Source organism: Actinomadura sp. BRA 177, from assembly GCF_013372625.1.
Classification (GTDB): Bacteria; Actinomycetota; Actinomycetes; order Streptosporangiales; family Streptosporangiaceae; genus Spirillospora.
Genome location: NZ_JABXFD010000403.1, coordinates 1 through 20,842 on the forward strand (window position 1 = coordinate 1; position 20,842 = coordinate 20,842).

General features: G+C 70.9%; 22 protein-coding genes. 7 read left to right on the plus strand and 15 right to left on the minus strand.

What is annotated here, in order from left to right; all coding sequences use genetic code 11:
* The 3 genes from HUX53_RS23985 to HUX53_RS23995 form a co-directional block, all read left to right on the plus strand.
* Window positions 1-485: dioxygenase (locus HUX53_RS23985; RefSeq protein WP_217919822.1), on the plus strand; the 485-nt coding region annotated here is incomplete at its 5' end.
* 220 nt (window positions 486-705) lie between these two features.
* The gene (locus tag HUX53_RS23990) at window positions 706-1,797 is read left to right on the plus strand and encodes a DUF2637 domain-containing protein (protein WP_176405482.1); all 1,092 of its coding nucleotides are present in this window, start codon (window positions 706-708) and stop codon (window positions 1,795-1,797) included.
* 120 nt (window positions 1,798-1,917) lie between these two features.
* Window positions 1,918-2,910 (plus strand): hypothetical protein, encoded by a 993-nt coding sequence (locus HUX53_RS23995; protein WP_176405483.1) that lies wholly within the window; start codon window positions 1,918-1,920, stop codon window positions 2,908-2,910.
* On the opposite strand, the gene HUX53_RS24000 is transcribed toward HUX53_RS23995, so the two are convergent.
* The 7 genes from HUX53_RS24000 to HUX53_RS24030 all read right to left on the minus strand — a co-directional run bounded on the left by HUX53_RS24000 (window position 2,907) and on the right by HUX53_RS24030 (window position 10,801).
* Window positions 2,907-3,662 carry an SDR family NAD(P)-dependent oxidoreductase gene (locus tag HUX53_RS24000; protein WP_176405484.1) on the minus strand — a complete coding sequence of 252 codons (756 nt, stop codon included), beginning with the start codon at window positions 3,660-3,662 and terminating at the stop codon, window positions 2,907-2,909. The genes HUX53_RS23995 and HUX53_RS24000 overlap by 4 nt on opposite strands.
* Window positions 3,659-4,531 carry an ABC transporter permease gene (locus tag HUX53_RS24005; RefSeq protein ID WP_176405485.1) on the minus strand — a complete coding sequence of 291 codons (873 nt, stop codon included), beginning with the start codon at window positions 4,529-4,531 and terminating at the stop codon, window positions 3,659-3,661. The genes HUX53_RS24000 and HUX53_RS24005 overlap by 4 nt, the downstream gene beginning before the upstream one ends.
* Window positions 4,528-5,454: an ABC transporter permease gene (locus HUX53_RS24010; protein WP_176405486.1), complete on the minus strand. Its 927-nt coding sequence runs from the start codon at window positions 5,452-5,454 to the stop codon at window positions 4,528-4,530. The genes HUX53_RS24005 and HUX53_RS24010 overlap by 4 nt, the downstream gene beginning before the upstream one ends.
* On the minus strand, window positions 5,444-6,598 hold the full coding sequence (locus HUX53_RS24015; RefSeq protein WP_176405487.1) for an ABC transporter ATP-binding protein: 1,155 nt from the start codon (window positions 6,596-6,598) through the stop codon (window positions 5,444-5,446). The genes HUX53_RS24010 and HUX53_RS24015 overlap by 11 nt, the downstream gene beginning before the upstream one ends.
* Window positions 6,599-6,706: 108 nt before the next feature.
* Window positions 6,707-7,927 carry an extracellular solute-binding protein gene (locus tag HUX53_RS24020; protein ID WP_176405488.1) on the minus strand — a complete coding sequence of 407 codons (1,221 nt, stop codon included), beginning with the start codon at window positions 7,925-7,927 and terminating at the stop codon, window positions 6,707-6,709.
* 49 nt (window positions 7,928-7,976) lie between these two features.
* Window positions 7,977-8,981, minus strand: coding sequence for a LacI family DNA-binding transcriptional regulator (locus HUX53_RS24025; RefSeq protein WP_176405489.1), 1,005 nt, complete (start codon window positions 8,979-8,981; stop codon window positions 7,977-7,979).
* A 110-nt stretch (window positions 8,982-9,091) separates the two neighbouring features.
* A complete protein-coding gene (locus HUX53_RS24030) occupies window positions 9,092-10,801 on the minus strand; it encodes an MFS transporter (RefSeq protein ID WP_309237407.1) in 1,710 nt (569 codons plus the stop codon).
* A gap of 178 nt (window positions 10,802-10,979) precedes the next feature.
* Here HUX53_RS24030 and HUX53_RS24035 point away from each other — a divergent pair, with 178 nt between their 5' ends.
* Window positions 10,980-11,381, plus strand: a complete 402-nt coding sequence (locus HUX53_RS24035; protein ID WP_176405490.1) for a PPOX class F420-dependent oxidoreductase — start codon at window positions 10,980-10,982, stop codon at window positions 11,379-11,381.
* A 67-nt stretch (window positions 11,382-11,448) separates the two neighbouring features.
* Here the strand turns inward: HUX53_RS24035 and hypF are convergent, their stop codons facing one another.
* From hypF to HUX53_RS40150, 7 genes are all read right to left on the minus strand, one after another.
* A complete protein-coding gene (gene hypF, locus HUX53_RS24040; protein WP_176405491.1) occupies window positions 11,449-13,668 on the minus strand; it encodes a carbamoyltransferase HypF in 2,220 nt (739 codons plus the stop codon).
* A gap of 159 nt (window positions 13,669-13,827) precedes the next feature.
* Window positions 13,828-14,463 (minus strand): SRPBCC family protein, encoded by a 636-nt coding sequence (locus HUX53_RS24045; RefSeq protein WP_176405492.1) that lies wholly within the window; start codon window positions 14,461-14,463, stop codon window positions 13,828-13,830.
* On the minus strand, window positions 14,460-14,807 hold the full coding sequence (locus HUX53_RS24050) for a helix-turn-helix transcriptional regulator (RefSeq protein WP_176405493.1): 348 nt from the start codon (window positions 14,805-14,807) through the stop codon (window positions 14,460-14,462). The genes HUX53_RS24045 and HUX53_RS24050 overlap by 4 nt, the downstream gene beginning before the upstream one ends.
* Before the next feature lie 54 nt (window positions 14,808-14,861).
* Entirely contained in the window at window positions 14,862-15,236 is a 375-nt protein-coding gene (locus HUX53_RS24055; protein WP_176405499.1) for an NAD(P)H-dependent oxidoreductase, read from the minus strand.
* Window positions 15,237-15,476: 240 nt separating this feature from the next.
* Window positions 15,477-16,556: an LLM class flavin-dependent oxidoreductase gene (locus HUX53_RS24060; protein ID WP_176405494.1), complete on the minus strand. Its 1,080-nt coding sequence runs from the start codon at window positions 16,554-16,556 to the stop codon at window positions 15,477-15,479.
* Window positions 16,557-16,630: 74 nt separating this feature from the next.
* A complete protein-coding gene (locus HUX53_RS40145) occupies window positions 16,631-17,005 on the minus strand; it encodes a hypothetical protein (protein WP_217919823.1) in 375 nt (124 codons plus the stop codon).
* Between the two features lie 74 nt (window positions 17,006-17,079).
* Window positions 17,080-17,469, minus strand: coding sequence for a MerR family transcriptional regulator (locus HUX53_RS40150; RefSeq protein ID WP_217919824.1), 390 nt, complete (start codon window positions 17,467-17,469; stop codon window positions 17,080-17,082).
* 74 nt (window positions 17,470-17,543) lie between these two features.
* Here HUX53_RS40150 and HUX53_RS24070 point away from each other — a divergent pair, with 74 nt between their 5' ends.
* Window positions 17,544-18,305, plus strand: a complete 762-nt coding sequence (locus HUX53_RS24070; RefSeq protein WP_217919825.1) for a maleylpyruvate isomerase family mycothiol-dependent enzyme — start codon at window positions 17,544-17,546, stop codon at window positions 18,303-18,305.
* Between the two features lie 134 nt (window positions 18,306-18,439).
* Here HUX53_RS24070 and HUX53_RS24075 read toward each other — a convergent pair whose 3' ends face one another.
* Complete coding sequence (locus tag HUX53_RS24075) at window positions 18,440-19,009, minus strand: YceI family protein (protein ID WP_176405495.1); 570 nt, start codon at window positions 19,007-19,009, stop codon at window positions 18,440-18,442.
* Between the two features lie 90 nt (window positions 19,010-19,099).
* On the opposite strand from HUX53_RS24075, the gene HUX53_RS24080 reads away from it, so the two are divergent.
* On the plus strand, window positions 19,100-19,906 hold the full coding sequence (locus HUX53_RS24080) for a universal stress protein (RefSeq protein WP_176405496.1): 807 nt from the start codon (window positions 19,100-19,102) through the stop codon (window positions 19,904-19,906).
* Between the two features lie 156 nt (window positions 19,907-20,062).
* The coding region (locus HUX53_RS24085; protein WP_176405497.1) for a CHAP domain-containing protein at window positions 20,063-20,842 on the plus strand (780 nt) is incomplete at its 3' end.

Below are 20,842 nucleotides of genomic sequence, written 5' to 3' on the forward strand. Positions count from 1 at the left end.
CGTGCGACGACGGCGACGACGACCCGACCCCGCCGCAGATGGAGGGCCCCTACTTCAAGCCCGGCTCGCCCGAGCGCTCGTCGATCGTGACGCCCGGAATGCCCGGCACGCCGCTCACCGTGACGGGAATCGTCTACTCCCTGTCGTGCACCCCGGTGGGCCACGCGCTGCTCGACTTCTGGCAAGCCGACTATTACGGCAGATACGACAATTACGGATATACGCTACGCGGGCATCAGTACACGGACACAATGGGACGATTCAGTCTGACGACGATCGTGCCCGGCCTGTACCCCGGCCGCACCCGGCACATCCACGTCAAGGTCCAGGCCCCGTACCAGCGGATCCTGACGACCCAGCTCTACTTCCCGGGCGAGCCGCGGAACAACTCCGACATGCTGTTCGCCCCCGAGCTGCTGATGAACGTCCAGGCCGGCCCGACCGGGAAGTCCGCGACGTTCGACTTCGTCCTGCAGGTGCCCTAGCGGGGCCGGCGGGCCGGATTCCGTCGCTCCCGCGGAATCCGCCACCCCGCCGGGGCACCGGCGCGCCCCGGCGGGGACGGCCCTTTGTCGCTTTCGTCCGAAAACCTGCGGGAACGCGACCGAGCCGTAATACGAACCGGCCACGAAACGCCAAAGAAATGGATAGTCTCCCACCGATCACTCTTGGTCGGGTTAAAAGAAATCTGGGAGCACACGCCGCATGAGCGCTGCCAACCGGGCACAGGTCATCACACGATGGGGGGCCATCGCCTTCATGGCGGCCGCGGTCCTGACCGCCACCGCCGGCGGCTTCGCCCAATCCTATGCCGGTCTCTACCATTGGGCACTGGAACACGGCCTGCGGGGCTGGAAGGCCGAATCGTTCCCCCTGCTGGTCGACCTGTTCATCATCGTCGGGGAGCTCGGGCTCTTCCTGCTGGCCATCGACGCCTTCGTGATAAAGCGCCGCGCCCTCATGAGCTGGCTCGACTTCTGCCTGCCGCTCACCATCGCCCTCGCCGGCTGGACGGCGAGCCTCATCTTCAACGTCGGGCACGTCGGCCACAAGACGTTCTCCTACCAGGCCACGGCCGCCGTCCCGCCGATCGTGTCGATGCTCGGCCTGTTCGTCCTGCTGCGGACCCTGCACCGGTACGTGTCGCAGCAGACCGACGAGGAGGAGCCCAAGCCGCCGGAGCCGCAGACGCGCGCCATCGCCGGGCCCGTCACGCTCAACCAGATCACGCTGATGCCGCTGCGGAACACCGGGCCGTTCCCGCAGATCCAGGTCCCCGGCCACTCCGGCAAGGCGCTCGAGTCGGGCACGGCCGCGGAGTCGGCCGCCGACGCCAAGGCCGAAGCCGACAGTGCTCCGAAGGCCGCCCCGGCCCAGGCACCCGCGCCGGTCGCCGAGGCTCCCGCTCCAATGCCGGAGCCGGAGCCGGAACTGGCCGTCGTCAGCGCCGCCGCCGCGGCCGGAAGCATGAACGGGCGCAGCTCCTACCGCCCGGCGGCCGAGGCGCCCGTGACCGCGCCCGCCCCGGAGAACCTGCGCAGCCTCGTCATCGACATCCTCGAACGGCGGCACGGCGACGTCGCCGCGACGCTCGCCGAGGTCCGGGCGGAAGGCTACGGCTGCGACGAGGCCGAGATCCAGCGGATCAGCGACAACCACTGGTTCCCGTACGCGGTGTACCGGCTGCTCGCCAAGCATCACGGCGACGGCGACCTCGTCGCCCAGGAACTGGCCTCGCAGGGGATCGTCTACGACCAGGCCACGCTGGACGCCCTCGTCCAGTCCTGGCGAGTCTGAATCCCGCTCATTTCCGGACCGGCCGCCCGCGCTCATTGCGGGCGGCCGTTCTCCGTTGTATCGACATGATCACGCTCTGTTCGTGCGACGCTGGGCACACCTGCGACGCCGGGAGTGCCGATGAAGATGAGGACGCATCTCGCCGCCGTGGCGGTGGCCGCCGCGCTCGGCGGAGCCGTCACCGGATATCTGATGGCCCCGTCGCCCGGCGACGCCTCCGCCCGACCGGCGGCCGCCCTCGCGACCGGCACGCTCCATCTCGCGCTGAACATGCCGACCGGTGACCGCGCCAAGGCGGCGGCGCTCGGCTACAACCTGTTCGACGTCGACCCGGACGAGGACGCGATCGCGTCCCTGCCCGCGGGCGGCCGGGCCCTGCTGTGGGTCGGCAACACCACCTGCGGCGGCTTCCAGCAGGAGAGCACCTCCGCGTTCGCCGACACCGTGAAGCGGTTCGCGGAAAACGAGCGCGTCTACGGGTGGTACCTGTCCGACGAGCCGAACCCGGACGAATGCCCCGACATCGCCGGCAAGATCCGGCAGCGCGCCGACATCGTCCACCGGTACGCGCCGGGCCAGCGGGCGTTCGCGTCGCTGACCGACTGGCCGATGCGGCCGCTCAAGCCGTCCGAGACCCATCTCGACCTCATCGGCCTCGACCCCTACCCCTGCCGGGCGGACGGCGGGACCTGCGACCTCGGCGCGATCGACACCATGGTCGGGCAGGCGGCCCGCGCCGGGTTCCCGCGCCGCATGATCGTCCCGGTGTTCCAGACGTTCGGGCAGTCGTGCAACGACGGCGAGCGGAACTGGCGGCTGCCGGGCGAAGGGCAGCTCCGGTCCATCCTGCGGCGGTGGGACCGGCTCGTCCCGCGGCCCGCGTTCGACATCAGCTACTCGTGGGGCCGGCAGGACGCCTGGGCCTGCCCGGCGCTCTCCGACGCCGACGGCGGAGGCGGCCTTCCCGACCTCCAGGCCGTGATGAAGGCGCACAACGGGCGCCGCACCGGCCCCGGGCTGCCCGCCCGGAAACCCGGACGCACGCCGACGCCGGCGGTATCCGAGAAACCGCCGGCGTCGGCGAGACCGTGCCCTGCGCCGTCCTCGGACTAGGAGTCGCGCTGCTGCTCCTGGGCCGGGTCGGTGCGCAGGCGGGCGTGCAGGCCGCCGTCCAGGTGCAGGACGTGCCCGTTGAGCTGCGCCGCCGCCGGGGACGCCAGGTACAGCGCCGCGTCCGCGACCTCCTCCGGCGCGGTGGTCCGGCCCGTCGGGAGGTCGGTGGCGGGCCGGATCTCCCCGACGACGCTGGCGGGGGCGATGCAGTTCGCGCGGATGCCGAGGCCGCCCAGCTCCACGGCGATCGCCCGGCTGAGCGCCTCGATGCCCGCCTTGGTCACGTCGTAGGCGCTCTGGTCCTCGTGGGCGCGGGAGCCGCCCGGCGACGACAGGTTGACGATCGCGCCGCCCCGCCCGGCGTCCCGCCACAGGCGGGCGGCGCGCACCGACAGCAGGTACGCCGAGCGCAGGTTGGCGGCGATGACCGCGTCCCACAGTCCGGCGCTGATGTCGATGAGCGGGGTGCGCACCTCCGTCATCGCGGCGTTGTTGACGAGCACGTCGAGGCCGCCGTCCTGCACGAGCCCGGCGAAGACGGCGTCGGCGACGTCCTCCCGGGCCAGGTCGCCGGCCATCGTCGCGACCCCCTGGACGGCGTCGAAGACCTTGAGCCCGTCGGCGTCCACGTCCACGGCGAGCACGCCCGCGCCCGCGTCCGCGAAGCGGTGCACCAGCGCGCGGCCGATCAGCCCGGCGGCGCCGGTGACCAGCACCCGCTCTCCCGTGTAGTCGAACGTAACAGCGCTCATTCGGCCGGGGCCTCCCTCACCTGGGCGACGATCTGCGTCGGGTTGACGAACATCAGCGCGATGATCAGCAGCACCGCCGACAGTGCCATGTAGATCACGGCCATCGCGTCGATGGCCTGGGCCGCGCGGATGCCCGGGGTGAACGCGGCGCTGTACAGCGCGACGATCAGGGTCTGGCTGTCGGCGTCCGCCACCAGGAACGTCAGCTCGAACATGGCGACGGTGCGGACCAGCACCAGGATTCCGGCGGCGAGGATGCCGGGCAGCAGCAGCGGCACCAGCACCCGGGTGAACACCTGCCGGGTGCGGGCGCCGCACATCCGCGCCGCCGACTCCACGTTCGTGTCGATCTGCTCCACGAACGGCGTCATCACGAGGATGACGAACGGCAGCGCCGGGACGAGGTTCGCCGCGATGACGCCCGTCATCGTCCCGGCCAGGTGCACCTTGTACAGGACGGTCGCGAGCGGGATCCCGTAGGTGATCGGCGGCAGCAGCACCGGGAGCAGCAGCAGGAACATCACGATCCGCTTGCCGGGGAAGTCGCGCCGCGCCAGCGCGTACCCGGCCGGGACGCCGATCAGCAGCGCCAGCGCGACCACGATGAGGGTGATCTCCAGCGTGACCGTGAGGACGTCGCCGAGCGCGAACTCGTCCCACGCGTCGGTGTACCACGCGGTGGTGAAGCTCTGCGGCAGCCAGCCCGCGAACCACTTCGTCCCGAACGAGTTGACGACCACCGACAGGATCAGCGCGAACAGGTTGACGAGGAAGAACGCGACGCAGGCCCAGACGAGCCAGGTGCTCAGCCGGCCCTTCGGCAGGCTCCGCTTCGGCAGCCCGGCCGGGCGCGAGACGGCGGTGGTCATGATCCCTTACCTCCCGACGCGGGCCCGGTGTAGAGGCGGCCGCGCAGCAGCAGCGTGACCGAGATGACGAGCAGTTCGAAGACGCCCATCAGCACGGCGATGGTCGAGGCCATCGAGTAGTCGTACTTCTCGAACGCCGCCTGGTACGCCGCGATCGCCATCACCCGCGTCTCGCCGGCCGGTTCGCCGACGAGGTTCGCGGACGGGAACACCGAGAACGCCAGCACGAACGCCAGCACGAACGTGGTGGCGAGGCCCGGTGCCAGCAGCGGCAGGACGATCCGCCGCATCCGCTGCCACGGCCCGGCGCCGAGCGTGGCCGCGGCCCGCTCCAGCGTCGGGTCGATGCCCGACATGTACGACAGGACCAGCAGGAACGCGAACGGGAACCCGGTGATGAGCAGCGAGAACAGCACGCCCCAGTAGTTGTAGATCAGCCGGACGGGCTCGTCCACGATGTGCAGGTCGAGCAGGACCCGGTTGAACCAGCCCTTCGGGCCGAGGTAGCGCAGCAGGCCGTCCGCGACCAGGACCGTGCCGAGCGTCACCGGCAGGACGAGCAGCGCCGTCAGCACCCGCCGCCCCCGGAACCTGCCGCGCAGCCGGTACGCGATCGGCACCGACGCGCCGACGTTGATCAGCGCGGCCGGCAGCGCGAGCTTCAGCGTCTTCCACACGGTGCTGCGCTGGTAGGAGTCCTGGAAGAAGTCGGCGTAGTTGGCGAACGGGCCGCCGCCGCTCTTCGGCTGCAGCGACAGCCCCACCCCGTACGCCATCGGGTAGATGAACAGCAGCCCGATGATCAGCACGGCGGGCAGCAGCAGGAGCAGCACCCGGTCGACGCCGCGTTCGGCGAGCCGGTGCCGAAGGCCGCCGCGCCCGGGCGCGGGCGCCTCCGGCCGGGCGGGAGCCTCAACCACCATCCTGGGCTCCCGTCTCCACTGGCTCGTCCAGCGCCTCGGCGGCCTCCCGCACGCTCTCGCCGAACACGAGGACGCGCTCGGGCTGGACGGTCAGCGTCACCCGCTCCCCCGGCGCGATCCGCTCCGGCAGCTTGAAGTGGACGACGCGCCCGTCATCGGTGACGCCCTCGGCGGCGACCTCGCGCCCGTGGAACTCCGACACCTCGACCCGCACGCTCACGCGGTTCTCGGCGCCGGCGTCCCCGACGCGGAAGTCCTCGGGCCTGATGGCCGCGACCGCCCGCCCGCCGGAGATCGGCTGCTGCCCGATCCCGGTGAGCGCGAGCCCGTCCTTCTCCCCGAGCGTCACCCTGCCGTCGGCCACCGACAGGACCGGCAGCTCCAGCAGGTTCCGGTAGCCCATGAACCCGGCGATGTAGGTGCTGGCCGGGTACGTGTAGACCTCCTCGGGCGTGCCGATCTGCTCGACCTTCCCGGACCGCAGCACCACGACCCGGTCGGCGAGCGCGAGCGCCTCCTCCTGGTCGTGCGTGACGTACACGGTGGTGAGGCCGAGCGTCTGGTGGATGCGGCGGATCTCCGTGCGCATCTGCACGCGCAGCTTGGCGTCCAGGTTGGACAGCGGCTCGTCCATCAGCACGAGCTTCGGCCGCAGCACGATCGCGCGGGCGATCGCGACCCGCTGCTGCTGGCCGCCGGACAGCTGGCCGGGCAGCTTGTCGGCGTGCTCGGTCAGCTCGACCGTGCGCAGCGCCTCGTCCACCCGGCGCGCCGTCTCCGCCTTCCCCGTCCGCCGGACCGACAGCCCGAACGCGACGTTCTTGCGGACCGACAGGTGCGGGAACAGCGCGTAGTTCTGGAACACCATCCCGAACCCGCGCTTCTCCGGCGGCAGCGTGTCGATGCGCTCCTCGTCCAGCCAGATCGCGCCGTCCGACAGCGGCAGCAGCCCGGCCAGGCAGTTCAGCGCCGTCGACTTCCCGCACCCGGACGGCCCGAGCAGCGCGATGAACTCGCCGCCCTCGATCCGCAGATCGAACCCGCTGAGCGCGACCGCCTTCCCGAACCGCCGCGTCACCCCGTCCAGCCGCAACTGCCCGAACGCCGCCCGCGTCTCCTTCTCCACTACGGTCTCCACCGTCATGACGCCCTTCCCGAGGGCGCCGGGCCTCCGGACCGCCGTGCGGTCCGGAGGGCCCAGCGCGCCTCCAACGCGTGCGCCTTCACTTGCGCGCCCTCACTCTGTGCGACCTCACGACTTCTTGACCTTCTGCCCGCCGATTTCGCGGTCCCAGCGGTCGAAGGCGGTGACGAGGGCCTTGGCGTCGAGCGGCGGGGCCTTGGGGTTGTCGGCGATGAGCTTGTCGTACTCGGGGCGGCCGTACTCCTTGATGGCCTGCTGGCTCTCGGCCGGCGCCATGTCGAGCGTCACGCCCTTCACGGCGGGGCCGGGGTAGAAGTAGCCCTTGTCGAAGGTGATCGCCTGCTGCTGCGGCTGGAGCGAGAACTTCATCATGTCGAGCAGGACGGCGAGCTTCTCACCGGAGACGCCCTTGGGGACGACCATGTAGTGGGCGTCGGTGACCCAGGTGAAGCCTTCGAGCGCCTGGATCTTGACGTCCTTCGGCACCTGGCCGAGGACGCGCGGGTTGATGTCCCAGCCGGTGGTGCTGAGGATGATGTCGCGGGTGCCCTCGCCCAGCTCCTTCATCGTCTGCGTGGTGCCGGTCGGGTAGTACTCGATGTACTGGTCGAGTTCCTTGAGGTACTTCCAGGTCTTGGACCAGCCGTTGGTCGGGTCCTTGGGGTCGGAGTCCTTGAGGATGTAGGGCAGGCCCATGAGCCACGTGCGTCCGGGCCCGGAGTTGGACGGGCGGGCGTACTCCAGCTTGTTGGGGTGGGCCTTCGCCCAGGCGAGCAGCTCGTCGGCCGTCTTCGGCGGGTCCGAGACCTTCTTGGGGTTGTACTCCAGCAGCGGGCCGGACGGGTAGTACGTCACGACGACGCCCTGGCCCTGCGCGAGGTCCTGCATCTTGGACGCCGGCTCCAGGTACTGCGACTTGAGGTCGGGCAGCTTGTCTGAGTACTTGCCGAGCAGGTCGACCCACAGGTTCTGCTCCAGGCCGGCCGAGAGGCCGTCGGTGCCGGTCAGCACGAGGTCGATGTCGAGCTGCCCGGCGTCCTGCTGGGCCTTGACCTTGCCGGCCAGCTCCGGCGCGGTCGCCTTGGTGTAGGTGATCTTGCTGACGAGCTTGGGGTGCGCCTTCTGGTAGTTCTCGAAGATCTGCTGGGTGAGCTGCAGGTTCCCGGCGACGTCGATGATGTTCAGGGTGACGGGCTTGGACGGCAGCTTGACGTCCGCGGCGGCCGGTTCGGACGCGGACGTGCCGTCCGAGCTGGGCGCGCCGCACGCGGTCAGCAGCAGTCCGGCGGTCGTGGCGAGGGTGAGGAGGGCTGATCGAGGAGTTCTCATGGGGTGGGTCCTCCTGGCAGGACGGGTGGTCCTCCGGGTAAGGCCGGGCTCACACCGGCCCGGTGGTGCCTCGGATGAGGAGTCGGGTCGCCAGCTCGGCGGCCGGCGGAAGAGGGGGCGCCTTGGGCGCCCTGGGGTCGAGCGTCGCGTGCATGGTGGCGGCCGCGGCCTGTGACAGCGCGTTCACGGGCATGGCCACCGTGGTCAGGGGCGGATTGGTCATCGACGCCATCGGGATGTCGTCGAAACCGACGATGCCGAGGTCGGTGGGCACCTTCACGCCGCGCTCGGTGAGCCGTGACAGCACCCCGAGCGCGACCAGGTCGTTGTAGGCGAACGCCGCGGTGACGTCCGCCGCGACCACCTCGTCGGCGGCCCGGTATCCGCCGGTGAACCGCGGCTCGTACGGGCCGAGGTCCACGAGTTCGATGCCGCGCTCCTCGCAGGCGGCCCCGAGGAACTTGCGGCGCTGCCGGTTCGACCACGAGTTGGCCGGGCCGGACAGGTACGCGCACCTGCGGTGGCCGAGCGCGTGGACGTGCGCGACCGCCTGGTCCAGGCCGGGCTGGAAGTCCAGCAGGACCGAGGGTGCCGAGCGGCTGGTCCGGTAGGCGAGGACCACGCTGGTCTTGGCCGCGACGGCGCGCAGGCGCGTCCCGGACATGCGGGGGGCGCACAGGATGAGCCCGTCCACCCGCTCGACCATGGCCTCGGCCAGCCGGACCTCCGTCGCCGTGTCCTCGTCGGTGTCGGCCAGGAACACCGCGAACTCGGTGTCCCGGAAGTAGGCCTCCACACCCTTGATGAACGGGGCGAAGAACGGGTTGGCGATGTCGGGCACGATCAGCCCGACGTTGCGGGTCCGCCCGAGGACCAGCGACTGCGCCGCGCGGTTCGGCTGGTAGCCGAGCCGCTCGGCGCATTCGAGCACGCGCCGCCGGGTCTCGGCGTTCACGAGCTCCGGGGAGTTCAGCGCGCGCGAGACCGTCGAGGGGGACACCCCCGCCAGGTTCGCCACCGCCCGGATCGAGGCCCGGGTGCCGTCTGCGCTCATGCGGACGATTATGAAAACGTTTGCGGAACAGTGTCAATGGCGGACGCGAAAAAGCCCCCGACCGCAACGTCCCCGTGACCTGAGGCGTTGCGGCAGGGGGCTGCCGGAGGCTAGGCGGCGTCCTGCCTGGCCCGCTGCGGTGCGGGCTCGTCCTGGACGTCGTCGTGCACGTACCGGCGTCCGCGCAGCAGCGACACCAGCGCCGCGACCAGCGACATCGCGATCGCCAGGCTGAACACGATGACCAGTCCGTGGTGGAACGGCTCGGAGATCAGGTGCGGGAAGTACGAGCGTCCGGTGAGCGTCTTCACGTCGTCCGGCGCGAGGCTGCCGAGCACGTGGAACGGCGCGAGCAGGTTCTGGATCGGGTTGTAGCCGAGGAACGCGGCGAACAGCGTGCCGACCGGCGGCAGCTCGCCGACCTGCGTCGCCGGCCCGGCCGGGACGCCGTGCTGCGTCAGCCCCTGCGTCAGCGTCCTCGGCAGCGTGTTGGACAGTCCCGCGATCATCAGCGAGAAGAACACGCCGATCGACAGCACCATGCCGGCGTTGGCGAACGTGGCGCGCATGCCGGACGCGACGCCGCGCTGGTCCGCCGGGACGGAGTTCATGATCGCGGTGGTGTTGGGCGCGGCGAACAGCCCGGAGCCGACCCCGTTGAGGAAGATCAGCAGCGCGAACGTGGTGTAGCCGAAGTCGGTCGGGATCACCAGCAGCCCGCCGAACGCCAGCGCCGACAGCACCAGCCCGCCGGAGGCGAACGCGCGGGCGCCGTGCCGGTCGGACAGGTGCCCCGACAGCGGCCCCGCCACCAGGAAGCCGGCGGTGAGCGGCAGCAGGTAGATGCCCGCCCACAGCGGGGTGTCCGCGTAGTCGTAGCCGTGCAGCGGCAGCCAGATGCCCTGCAGCCAGATGATCAGCATGAACTGCATCCCGCCGCGCGAGATCGCGGCGAGCAACCCGGCCGCGTTCCCGGCCGTGAACGCCCGGATGCGGAACAGCCCGAGCTGGAACATCGGCTGCTCCACCTTGGTCTCGATCCAGCAGAACAGCGCCAGGACCGCGATGCCGCCGATGATGCCGCCGAGCACCCACGGGTTCGTCCAGCCCATGTCGTGCCCGCCGTAGGGCTGGATGCCGTAGGTGATCGCGGCGAGCAGCGAGGTCAGCCCGATCGCGAACGTCGCGTTGCCCAGCCAGTCGATCTTCGCGGCGACGGCCCGCTTCGCGGTCTCGATCAGGCTGCGGTACGCCCAGACCGTCCCGATGACGCCGATCGGCGCGGACGCGAAGAACACCAGCCGCCAGTTGATCTCGCTGAGCAGCCCGCCCGCCACGAGCCCGATGAACGTCCCGGCGATACCGGCGACCTGGTTGACGCCCATCGCCATGCCGCGCCGGTGCGCCGGGAACGCGTCGGTGAGGATCGCCGCCGAGTTCGCCATCAGCATGGCCCCGCCGATGCCCTGGAAGACCCGCCAGGCGATGAGCCAGAGGGCCCCCGCGCTCCCGTGCAGCGGATCGAGCGCCAGTAAGAGCGTCCCGACCGTGAACACCGCGAACCCGGCGTTGTACATCCGGACACGTCCGTACATGTCCCCGAGCCGGCCGAGCGTGACCACCAACACCGCCGCGACGAGCATGTACCCCATCAGGATCCACAGCAGATAGCTGACATTGCCCGGTTCGAGCGGATTCAGGTGGATGCCGCGGAAGATCGCCGGCAGCGAAATGATCACGATCGAGGAGTTGACCGTGGCCAGCAGCATGCCGAGCGTCGTGTTGCTCAGCGCCACCCACGGATAGTGCTTGGACGGCACGCCGACCCCACCCCCGTCAGATAGTTTCCTGCGCTAACTAATCATAAGCCCGACCTTCCTCGCCACCCCGATAAAGGGGTCGCATCCGTCACCTCGGAGCCCGTACCTTCTCCCCCCATTGCGGACGAAATCGACCCTCTGACCGGCGCGGAGCCGACCGCCCTCTAGGATCCGGCCGGTGAACGGCAAACACCGACTGGCCCTGGACGACGAGCGCCTCATCGCCTTCTTCCGCGAACGCCACATCTGCACCCTGGTCACCGTCCGCCCGGACGGCACCCCGCACGCCGTCCCAGTGGGCGCCACCCTGGACGCGGGCACGGTCCGCGTGATCACCTCGTCCACCTCGGCGAAGGCCCGCCACGTCCGCCACGCCGGCGAGGCAGGCCTTCCGGTAGCAGTGACCCAGGCCGACGGCCGCCGCTGGGCCACCATCGAGGGCCGCGCCGTCCTGAAATCGGACGCACCCTCCGTAGCCGACGCCGAACACCGCTACGCGACCCGCTACAAGCCCCCACGCGCCAACCCGAACCGTGTGGTAATAGAAATCACCGCAACCCGAGCCCTGGGCAACCTCTAACCCCGCGCGCCCGTGTCGTGATGATCACGTCGCCCACGCATGAAGGCGCCCGGCCTTTCCGGGCGAGTCAGGGGTAGGCGGCTTTCGGAAGGGCGCCGGACTGAGCGGTGGCGACGGCGGCCTGGCCGAGGCTGATGCCGCCGTCGTTGGGTGGGACGCGGTGGTGGGTCAGCACTTCGAAACCCGCCTCTGTGAGGCCCGATACCGCGCGTTCCAGGAGGAGCATGTTCTGGAACACGCCGCCGGAGAGGGCGACCGTGTGGAGGTTTCTTTCGTCCCGGATGCGCGATGCCGCGTCTACTATCAGGGCAGCGACGCCATTGTGGAACCGGGCCGCGATCGTGGGGACGGGGACGCCGGTCTTGAGATCGGCCACCACCGCGTCCAGCAGCTCTCGGGCCATGATGGTGAATTCGCCGGTGATGGTCGCCGGGTATCCGGCGGCTTCCGACAAGTCGGCGCGTTGTTCCAGTTCTATCGCGGCCTGGCCCTCGTAGTTGATGCGGTCGCGGACACCGAGGACGGCGGCGACCGCGTCGAAGAGGCGGCCCATGCTGGACGTGAGCGGGGCGTTGACTCGGCGTGCGGCCATCTCCGTGATGGTGGACCAGTCGGGACGGCGGGCTATCGGGAGGTCGGAGGGCGCGCCGTATGCGGCCGCCATCCGCCACGGTTCATGGATCGCGGCGGAGCCGCCGGGCATGGGAACCGGTTCTAGGTGTCCGGCTCTTTCGAAGCCGTGGAGGTCTGCGATGAGGAATTCTCCGCCCCAGAGGGTGCCGTCCGTGCCGTATCCGGTGCCGTCGAATGCGACACCGATCACCGGGTCTTCCACGCCGTTGTCCGCGAGGCAGGACGCGATGTGCGCGTGGTGGTGCTGGACGGCGACGGACGACAGCTCCCGGTCGAGCGCGTATTTGGTCGACAGGTATTCGGGGTGCAGGTCGTAGGCGATGAGTTCTGGGGTTATGTCGAAGAGCCGCTGGAAGTGCTCGATGCCCTCTTCGAAGGCGCGGAGGGTTTCGTAGTTCTCCAGGTCCCCTATGTGGTGGGAGAGGAATGCGCGGCCGTCCCGGGTCAGACAGAAGGTGTTCTTCAACTCGGCGCCGCAGGCGAGGACGGGACGTCCTTTCGCGATTTGTACGGGTTCCGGCGTGTAGCCGCGGGAGCGCCGCACGGGCAGCGGATGGCCCCGGAAGAGGCGTACCACCGAGTCGTCCGTGCGGGTGTGGATGGGACGGTCGTGGTACAGGAACGCGTCGGCGATCCCGGCGAGGCGTTGCAGGGCGTCGTCGTCCCGGTGGGCGATCGGCTCGTCCGAGACGTTTCCGCTGGTCAGCACCATGGGTTCGGTGACGAGAAGGTGGTGCAGCGGGGTGTAGGGCAGCATGAGGCCGAGGTGCCCGTTGCCGGGCGCGACGGCGCCGGCGAGTGCCGTGTCCGGGCGGCGGCGCGCCAGGACGATCGGGCGGCGGGGGCCGGTGAGCAGCGCCTCCTCGGCGTCGGTGAGCGTGCACAGTGTCCGGGCGGCGGCCAGGTCGGGGACCATGACGGCGAACGGCTTGTCCTCGCGGTGCTTGCGCGCGCGGAGCGCGGCCACCGCGTCCTCCAATGCCGCCCGCGCCGCCAGATGGTAGCCGCCAAGGCCCTTCACCGCGAGGACGGCACCGGCGGCGAGCATGTCGCGGGCGGCGGCCAGCGGCTCATCGGCGTGCGGGTGCAGCGTGAGGGACGGTCCGCAGGTCGGGCAGCACGTCGGCTGGGCGTGGAATCGGCGGTCGGCCGGATCCTCGTACTCGGCGGCGCACGGCCCGCACATCGGGAAGCCCGCCATGGTCGTGGACGGACGGTCATACGGGACGTCCTTCACGATCGTGAAGCGCGGCCCGCAGTTCGTGCAGTTGATGAACGGGTACCGGTAGCGGCGGTCGGCGGGGTCGCCGAGTTCGCGGAGGCAGTCGTCGCAGGTCGCGGAGTCCCAGGAGACGAGCGCGCGCCGCTCCCCCGACGCGTCGCTGCCCACGATCGCGAAGCCGTCGCGGCCGGAGGCACGGAGCTCCCGGGTGGTGACGCGCTCGACGACGGCGAGCCGCGGCGGACGCGTGCGCAGCCCGTCCAGGAAACGTCCGACCACGTCGGGCGCGCCTTCGACCTCGATGAACACCCCGCCCGCGTCGTTGCCGACCAGCCCGGACAGCCCGAGGCCGGTCGCGAGCCCGTGCACGAACGGCCGGAACCCGACGCCCTGCACGACCCCCTCGACGCGAACGCCGACCCTGACATCCACGCCGCCATTCTGCCGCGCCGCCCGCCGCAGGCCGGGGAGGCGGAGGCGGGCGTGTTCTAAAACGCCAGGTCGGGCACGCCGCCCACCTGCTCGAAGGCGTGTTCAAGGGCCGCCCTTTCGCTGTCGGCCGGGCCCTGGAGCAGCATCAGAACGCGGGCGTCATTCCGTCTCGCCGGTGTAGGCGGCGATGGTGCGGTCGGCGGAGGCGCGGGCGGTGGGTTCGGGGGTGCCGGAGGCTACGTGGGCGGCGTACCAGGCTTCGCCGCTCTGGCGGGTGAACTCCTTGCCCTCGTCGGTCGTGGCCCAGTCGGGGCCGACCTCGTCCGGGGCGCTCTTGCCGGTCGCCAGGTGCAGGGCGAGGCCGAGGAGGCCCATGTCCCAGCCGATGCCGACGGCGCCCGGCCCGAACTGGTTCCAGGTGTCGTCGTCGACGTGGGCGATGTGCTCCAGCTCGAAGCGCGCCCGGCCGTCCGGCTCCGGGGTCAGCCGGACCTCGACCCAGGACGTCTGGCCGCCGTACTCCCAGGTCGCGGAGAAGCTCTTGGGCGGGTCGCAGGTCTCGATCGTCCCGCCGGCGTTGCTTTCGAACTGGTAGCGGCCGCCGAGGCGGAGGTCGCCGGAGACCGGCAGGAACCAGCGGGGAATCCGCTCGGCGCTCGTGACGGCGTCCCACAGGTCCTCGACGTCGGTGTCGTAGACCTGGCTGACCACCGCGGTCCGCGCGGTGCCGGCCTCCAGGACCCGCTCGCCGACCCTGCGCCGTACCGCGTTGATCTGCCCGGTGACTTCGATCATGTCTCGCTCCCTGGTTCGTGGCGGCGTGCGCGCTTGCCCCGGGCGATCTCGGTCGTCAGGGCGTCGAGATGCGGCGTCCAGAACCGGCGGAAGCGGTCGAGCCAGGCGTCGACCTCCCGCAGGGGCGCGGAGTCGACGGCGTACAGCCGCCGCGTGCCCTCCGCGCGCACGACCGCGAACCCGCTGTCGCGCAGCACCTTCAGATGCTGCGACACCGCGGGCTGCGAGATCCCGAACTCCTCCCGGACAACCGCCGTCACCTCGCCGGACGACCGCTCACCCTCGGCGAGCAGCTCCAGGATCCGGCGCCGGACGGGGTCGCCCAGAACATCGAACGCGTGCACGGCCCCAAACTACAGCCCCGGCTTATATAAGCCAAGGCTTAATGAAGCCAGTTCTCAACGGCTGCCTGCGGACAAGAGGTCCTCGAAGGGGACCGGGTTCTCGTACGGGTCGGGCTTCGGCGGGGCCGGGCGGGCCGTCATGAGGGCCGCGAGTTCGGCGCCGGCTCGGGTGATGCGGTCGGGGAGGCCGGTTTCGGTGCTTCCCCAGTCCTCGGACGCCGCGTACACGGAGGTCGGAACGACACTGGTGCGCAGGTAGGCGAACAGCGGGCGCATCGCGTAGTCGATGGCCAGCGAGTGCCGCTCGGTGCCGCCGAAGAATCCCGGCAGCACCGGCTTGCCCTCCACGCCGCTCGCAAATTCTCGCCGCTGTAGGACGCGGTCAACGACTCGGGCAAACGCCCAAGCTTGCAGCTCCTCGCAGCCGATGGCTTCAGCTGTTCAGGCCGCGTTCGGCTGGTTGACGACAGCCTGACACCGCGAGCGGTGCCGCGTTCCAGTGCCGATAGCAGACCATAAAGCCGTTCCCCGACCAATTCGGGTGCGTTGAGATCCCGTCACTGACTCACACATCGTAGCAGAGTAATCACAGACGGGGTGCCGTTCCTGCGGCGAGCAGCCGGGTGGACGACGGCTGCCCGAGGCCGGCGGAGATGACGGCGAGCGTGTTCATCGGACCTCCTGGACGAGGCGGGACGCGTGGGTCGGCGCGGCGGCGGGGACGTGCGCCGGGCGCAGCGCCTCGAACTCCTTGCGCAGCACCGGGACGACCTCCTCGCCGAGCATGTCGATCTGCTCCAGGACGGTCTTCAGCGGCAGCCCCGCGTGGTCGATCAGGAACAGCTGGCGCTGGTAGTCGCCGAAGTTGTCGCGGAACGACAGGGTCTTCTCGATCACCTGCTCCGGGCTGCCGACGGTGAGCGGCGTCTCGGCGGTGAACTCCTCCAGGGACGGCCCGTGCCCGTAGACGGGCGCGTTGTCGAAGTACGGGCGGAATTCGCGGACGGCGTCCTGGGAGTTCTTCCGCATGAACACCTGCCCGCCGAGGCCGACGATCGCCTGGTCGGCGGAGCCGTGCCCGTAGTGCTCGAAACGCTGCCGGTACAGGCCGATGAGGCGCTGGAAGTGCTCCTTGGGCCAGAAGATGTGGTTGGCGAAGAATCCGTCGCCGTAGTAGGCGGCCTGCTCGGCGATCTCCGGGCTGCGGATCGAGCCGTGCCACACCAACGGCGGGACGCCGTCCAGCGGGCGCGGGGTCGCGGTGAACGACTGCAGCGGCGTGCGGAACTTGCCCTCCCAGTCGACGACGTCCTCGCGCCAGAGCCGGTGCAGGAGGTGGTAGTTCTCGATGGCGAGCGGGATGCCGTCGCGGATGTCCTTGCCGAACCACGGGTAGACGGGGCCGGTGTTGCCGCGTCCCATCATCAGGTCCACCCGGCCGTCGGCGAGGTGCTGCAGCATCGCGAAGTCCTCGGCGATCTTCACCGGGTCGTTGGTGGTGATCAGCGTGGTCGCGGTGGACAGGATCAGCCGCTCGGTGCGGGCCGCGATGTAGCCGAGCATCGTCGTCGGGGACGACGGGACGAACGGCGGGTTGTGGTGCTCGCCGGTCGCGAAGACGTCCAGCCCCGCCTCCTCGGCCTTGAGCGCGATCGCCACCATCGCCTTGATCCGCTCGGCCTCGGTGGGCTCGCGGCCGTTGGTCGGGTCGGGGGTGACGTCGCCGACCGAGAAGATCCCGAACTGCATGGCGGCCTCCGAAATAGTAGAACTTTCAATCATTCTACCGGAACCGCGGGGGGCGAGATCATATTCCTGACGCGTCAGGCGACGTCCCGTTCGAGTGCGTCGACCAGCCAGGTGTTGATCGTCCCAGGGGTCGCGGGCTCGCCGGTGACCTCGCCGAACAGCGTCCAGTAGCGGCGGAGGCGCGGGTCCTGCTCCATGGCGACGGCGGGCAGCAGCGCGCGCCGGAAGCCTGGTGTGTCGCGTTCGTCCCGTCCGGTGGCGTGGGCCGCGACAAAGCGGTCGAGGGCTGGACCGGGGCCCGGCTCACCGGTAACCAGCGGTGCGGCCATCGCGATGGCCTCGCCTAGACCGTCGATCAGCGTCGGCTCGTCTCGCACCCAGTCGACATTGACCTTGCCCAGGGCGCGCAGTTCGCGCAGGAGCGGCCGGTCGCCTGCCACCGCGACCATCCCGGCATAGGCGACGACCTGCTCGGGCGCCGGGTCGGCGGGCGGTTCCGGGACGTTCGCCTCCAGGAACGCCCTTACCGCCTCGCCCGGCAGCGGGACGAGGATGCGGCGGCGCCAGAACTCCAGCAGGACGTCCCGCGCGCCTCGATGGCGCGGAGCGAGGCGCGGCGCCAGGCGAGCGCGGCCAGTTCGGCGTCGGCGGCGCGGCGTTCGGCGGCGACGGCCTCCGCCAGCGAGCGGTCCCCGGTGAGGACGGCCACGATGGCGGGCAGGCCCAGCCCCAGGGTGCGCAGCCGCCGGACGAGGCGCAGCCGGTCCACCGCCGAGCGGTCGAAGCGCCGGTGCCCGCCCGCGCTGCGTCCCGGCTCCAGGACGCCCTCGTCGCAGTAGAAGCGGATCGTGCGCACGGACACGCCGGTCAGCGCGGCCAGGTCGCCGATCCCGAGCGAAGTGTCTTCGGTCACACCCGGTTGAACCTCCAGCCGACTGGAGCTCCTAGCTTACGAGCACGACGGGAAACCGCAGAAAGGAGACGACCGTGCTGAACGCCGGACGCATGAAGGAGGGCCTGCGCGAGCACGCCCGCGGGCTCGCCGACGCCGCCTCGGGGCCCGATCCGTCCACGCGGGTGCCGACCTGCCCGGAATGGACGCTGCCGGACCTGGTCGGGCACGTCGGCCAGGCGCACCGGTGGGCGACCCATCTGGTGCGGACGGGCGGCACCGACGTCCTGAACGATCTGCCCCGCACGCTGCCGGACTCCCCCGCCGACTGGCCCGGCTGGCTGCGCGACGGCGCGGAGGAGCTGATCGCCGCATACGACGCGAAGCCGGACGCGACGGTCGACCACCCGCTTCTCGGGACGTGGCCGACGGTCAGGTGGCTGCGCCGGATGACGAACGAGACCGTCGTCCACCACGCCGACGCGGCCGGCGCCGCCGGGACGCCGTTCGCGGTGGCGCCCGACCTCGCGGGCGACGCGATCGACGAGTTCCTCGGGCTGCTCACGGCGGTGACGGCGGCGGCGTACAAGCCGGAGCTGGCCGAGCTGCGCGGCAACGGCGAGACGCTGTGCCTGCGTCCGGCGGAGCCGTCCCTGCCGGGCTGGCTGATCACGCGGACGCCCGAGGGACCGGTCTGGGAGCACGGATCGCAGGACGCCGACATGACCGCCACCGGCCCCGTCCAGGACCTGCTGCTCGTCTTCGCGCGACGGCTCGCCCCGGCCGACGCCGCCGAGCTGAAGGTGACCGGGGACGCGTCACTGCTGGACCACTGGCTCGCCCGCACCGCGGTCTGACCGGCCGCAACCACCCACAGCCAAACAGAGGCGCCAGCTAGGCGGGACGCCGGTAAGGCAAGACACCGGTGAAACAAGACGTCGGTCAGGCCGGACGCCGATCAAGCACAACGGCAGTCGGACGGGGGCGTTGGTCAGGCGGTGGCGAGGACGGTCTGGATCTCCAGGCCGATCGTGATCTCGTCGCCGAGCATGACCCGGTCGCCCTGCAGCGGGACGTTGAACTCGATGCCGAAGTCGCGGCGGCTGATGGCGGCGGTCGCGGTGAAGCCGGCGCGGGTCCCGCCCCACGGGTCGGGGCCGACGCCGTGGAACTCGGTGAGCAGCCGCACCGGGCGGGTCACGTCCTTGATCGTCAGGTCGCCGTCGAGGTGGTAGCGGGGGCTGCGGGCGCGGCGGCCGACGGTGGCGCGCTCGACGCCGGTGGCGGCGAACATCATCACCGGGTGCCGCCGGACGTCCAGGAAGTCGGCGGAGCGGACGTGCTCGTCCCGCTCGGCGCTGCGGGTGTCGATCGAGCCCATCCGGATCTCGGCGCGGGCGGTGGAGTCCAGCGGGTCGTCCCCGATCACCACCTCGCCGCCGAAGTCCGGGAACGAGCCGCGCACCGTGGACATCAGGTGCCGGATCGTGAAGGTGATCTCGGAGTGGACCGGGTCGATGGTCCAGCGGCCGGCTTCGAGGTCGGACACCTCGACACCCATGACAAATCCCCCCAATAAAGTGGCAACCAGGAAAAACTACCTGAAATGGCCCCTGGTCTGACGGGCCGTCGCGGGGGAATGCTCGGGTACATGATCGGTGAACACGTCCTCGCCGGATACGTCCACGACGCGGGCGGCCGGGAGGCACTCGACCTCGCGCGCGGCATCGTCGCACTGACCGGCGGCCGGCTGAGCGTGGCGACCGTCCACCCGCCGGACCTCCCGGCCGCCGCCGGCGAGGCCCGCGCCGTGCTGGACCAGCTCGCCGACCTGCTGGACGCCGACGGGCCCGCCGACCTGCTCGTCCAGGAGGGGCGCAGCGTCGGGCGCGGGCTCACCGTGCTCGCCAGCCGGATCGGCGCCGACCTGATCGTCGTCGGCTCCCCCGAGGGCGGCGCCCGCGGCCGCATCGGCGTCGGCGCCGCCGCCGACCACCTGCTGCACTCGGCGACCGAGGCCGTGATGCTCACCCCGTCCGGCTACGCCCCGCCGGACGACCTCGGCCGGATCACCGTCATGTACGTCCGGCGGCCCCAGTGCGACGAGGCCGTCATCCGCGCCGCGCAGGCCGCCGAGCGCCTGGAGGTCCCGCTCCGCCTGGTCACCCTGGCCATCGGGGACGTGGACCCCGACCCGCTCCGCGACGACCTGGCGCTCGCCATCCGGCTCGCCGTGGACTCCGCCGACCTGCTCCCCGAGGAGGTGTCCGCCGAGGTCGCCGAGGGTGACGACGTGGCCGACGCCCTGGACGACGTCGACTGGCCCGAGGGCGAGCTCCTCGTCTGCGCGTCCAGCGAGGACGCCGCCGCCCACCGCGTCTTCCTGGGCGAGGTGGCCCTCAAGGTGCTCAGGGCGGCGCCGTGCCCGGTCACCGTCCTCCCGCGTGGCTACTACTGAGTAGTCCGTTTTGACCGTTTAGCTGGAACAGCTTGCCGCCTGCGGTTTACCTGGACTACATTCCGTCGAGATCGGAACGTGACCATTGGAACGAGGTACGTTCCGTCCCCCCGGTCGGGCGCACCCTGCCCGAACGAGTGATGCGCAGGGAGCGAGATGGACCCGGTCGGCAAGCAGCTGCTCGACATCGCCAAGAAGGAACTCGGCTACACCGAGCACGGCAACGGCTACACCAAGTTCGGCGAGTGGTACCGCAAGAACGTCGACGGCGACCACGACGCGTACTTCTCCACCGCCCCCTGGTGCGACATGTTCCTCGCCTGGGCCGCCGACAAGGCGGACGTCACCGACCAGGCCGGGCAGTTCGCCTCCACCGTCGAACACGCCAAGTGGTTCAAGAAGCACGACGCCTGGGGCCACGACCCCGAACCCGGCGCCATCGTCTTCTACGACTGGAACGGCTCCGGCGACATGGACCAGATCGACCACGTCGGCATCGTCGAGAAGGTCGACGGGCACACCCTGCACACCATCGAGGGCAACGCCGAGGGCTACAAGCTCATGCGCAAGACCCGCGACACCGGCACCGTCGTGGGCTACGGCTACCCGTCCAAGGTCAAGGTCGAGGCCAAGTACACCCCGAAGCACGCCGCCCCCGCCCCCACCGTCGATCAGGTCGGCGCCCCGGTCACGTCCACGAACACCCACGAGGCCGAGCACAACGGCGCCGCCGAGCAGCTCCCCGCCCAGGACGTCGTCCTCGGCGGCATCCTCGCCTTCATCCTCTGCGGCACCGTCGCCCTCGCCGCCGGCCGCGCCGCCGCCGCCAAGGCCCCCGAGCCGAAGGGTGAGGCGCCCGCTGCGCCCTCGCCGCCGGCCGCGCCGCCGCCGCCGTTCCGCCCCCCCGGCCACCCACCCCCCGCCCCCCCGGCCCCG

Coding starts and splice junctions, on each gene's coding strand:
- HUX53_RS23990 (WP_176405482.1), top strand. CDS start 706: ATGAGCGCTGCCAACCGGGCACAGGTCATCACACGATGGGGGGCCATC.
- HUX53_RS23995 (WP_176405483.1), top strand. CDS start 1,918: ATGAAGATGAGGACGCATCTCGCCGCCGTGGCGGTGGCCGCCGCGCTC.
- HUX53_RS24000 (WP_176405484.1), bottom strand. CDS start 3,662: ATGAGCGCTGTTACGTTCGACTACACGGGAGAGCGGGTGCTGGTCACC.
- HUX53_RS24005 (WP_176405485.1), bottom strand. CDS start 4,531: ATGACCACCGCCGTCTCGCGCCCGGCCGGGCTGCCGAAGCGGAGCCTG.
- HUX53_RS24010 (WP_176405486.1), bottom strand. CDS start 5,454: ATGGTGGTTGAGGCTCCCGCCCGGCCGGAGGCGCCCGCGCCCGGGCGC.
- HUX53_RS24015 (WP_176405487.1), bottom strand. CDS start 6,598: ATGACGGTGGAGACCGTAGTGGAGAAGGAGACGCGGGCGGCGTTCGGG.
- HUX53_RS24020 (WP_176405488.1), bottom strand. CDS start 7,927: ATGAGAACTCCTCGATCAGCCCTCCTCACCCTCGCCACGACCGCCGGA.
- HUX53_RS24025 (WP_176405489.1), bottom strand. CDS start 8,981: ATGAGCGCAGACGGCACCCGGGCCTCGATCCGGGCGGTGGCGAACCTG.
- HUX53_RS24045 (WP_176405492.1), bottom strand. CDS start 14,463: ATGATCGAAGTCACCGGGCAGATCAACGCGGTACGGCGCAGGGTCGGC.
- HUX53_RS24060 (WP_176405494.1), bottom strand. CDS start 16,556: ATGCAGTTCGGGATCTTCTCGGTCGGCGACGTCACCCCCGACCCGACC.
- HUX53_RS40145 (WP_217919823.1), bottom strand. CDS start 17,005: ATGGTCGCGGTGGCAGGCGACCGGCCGCTCCTGCGCGAACTGCGCGCC.
- HUX53_RS24075 (WP_176405495.1), bottom strand. CDS start 19,009: ATGGGTGTCGAGGTGTCCGACCTCGAAGCCGGCCGCTGGACCATCGAC.
- HUX53_RS24080 (WP_176405496.1), top strand. CDS start 19,100: ATGATCGGTGAACACGTCCTCGCCGGATACGTCCACGACGCGGGCGGC.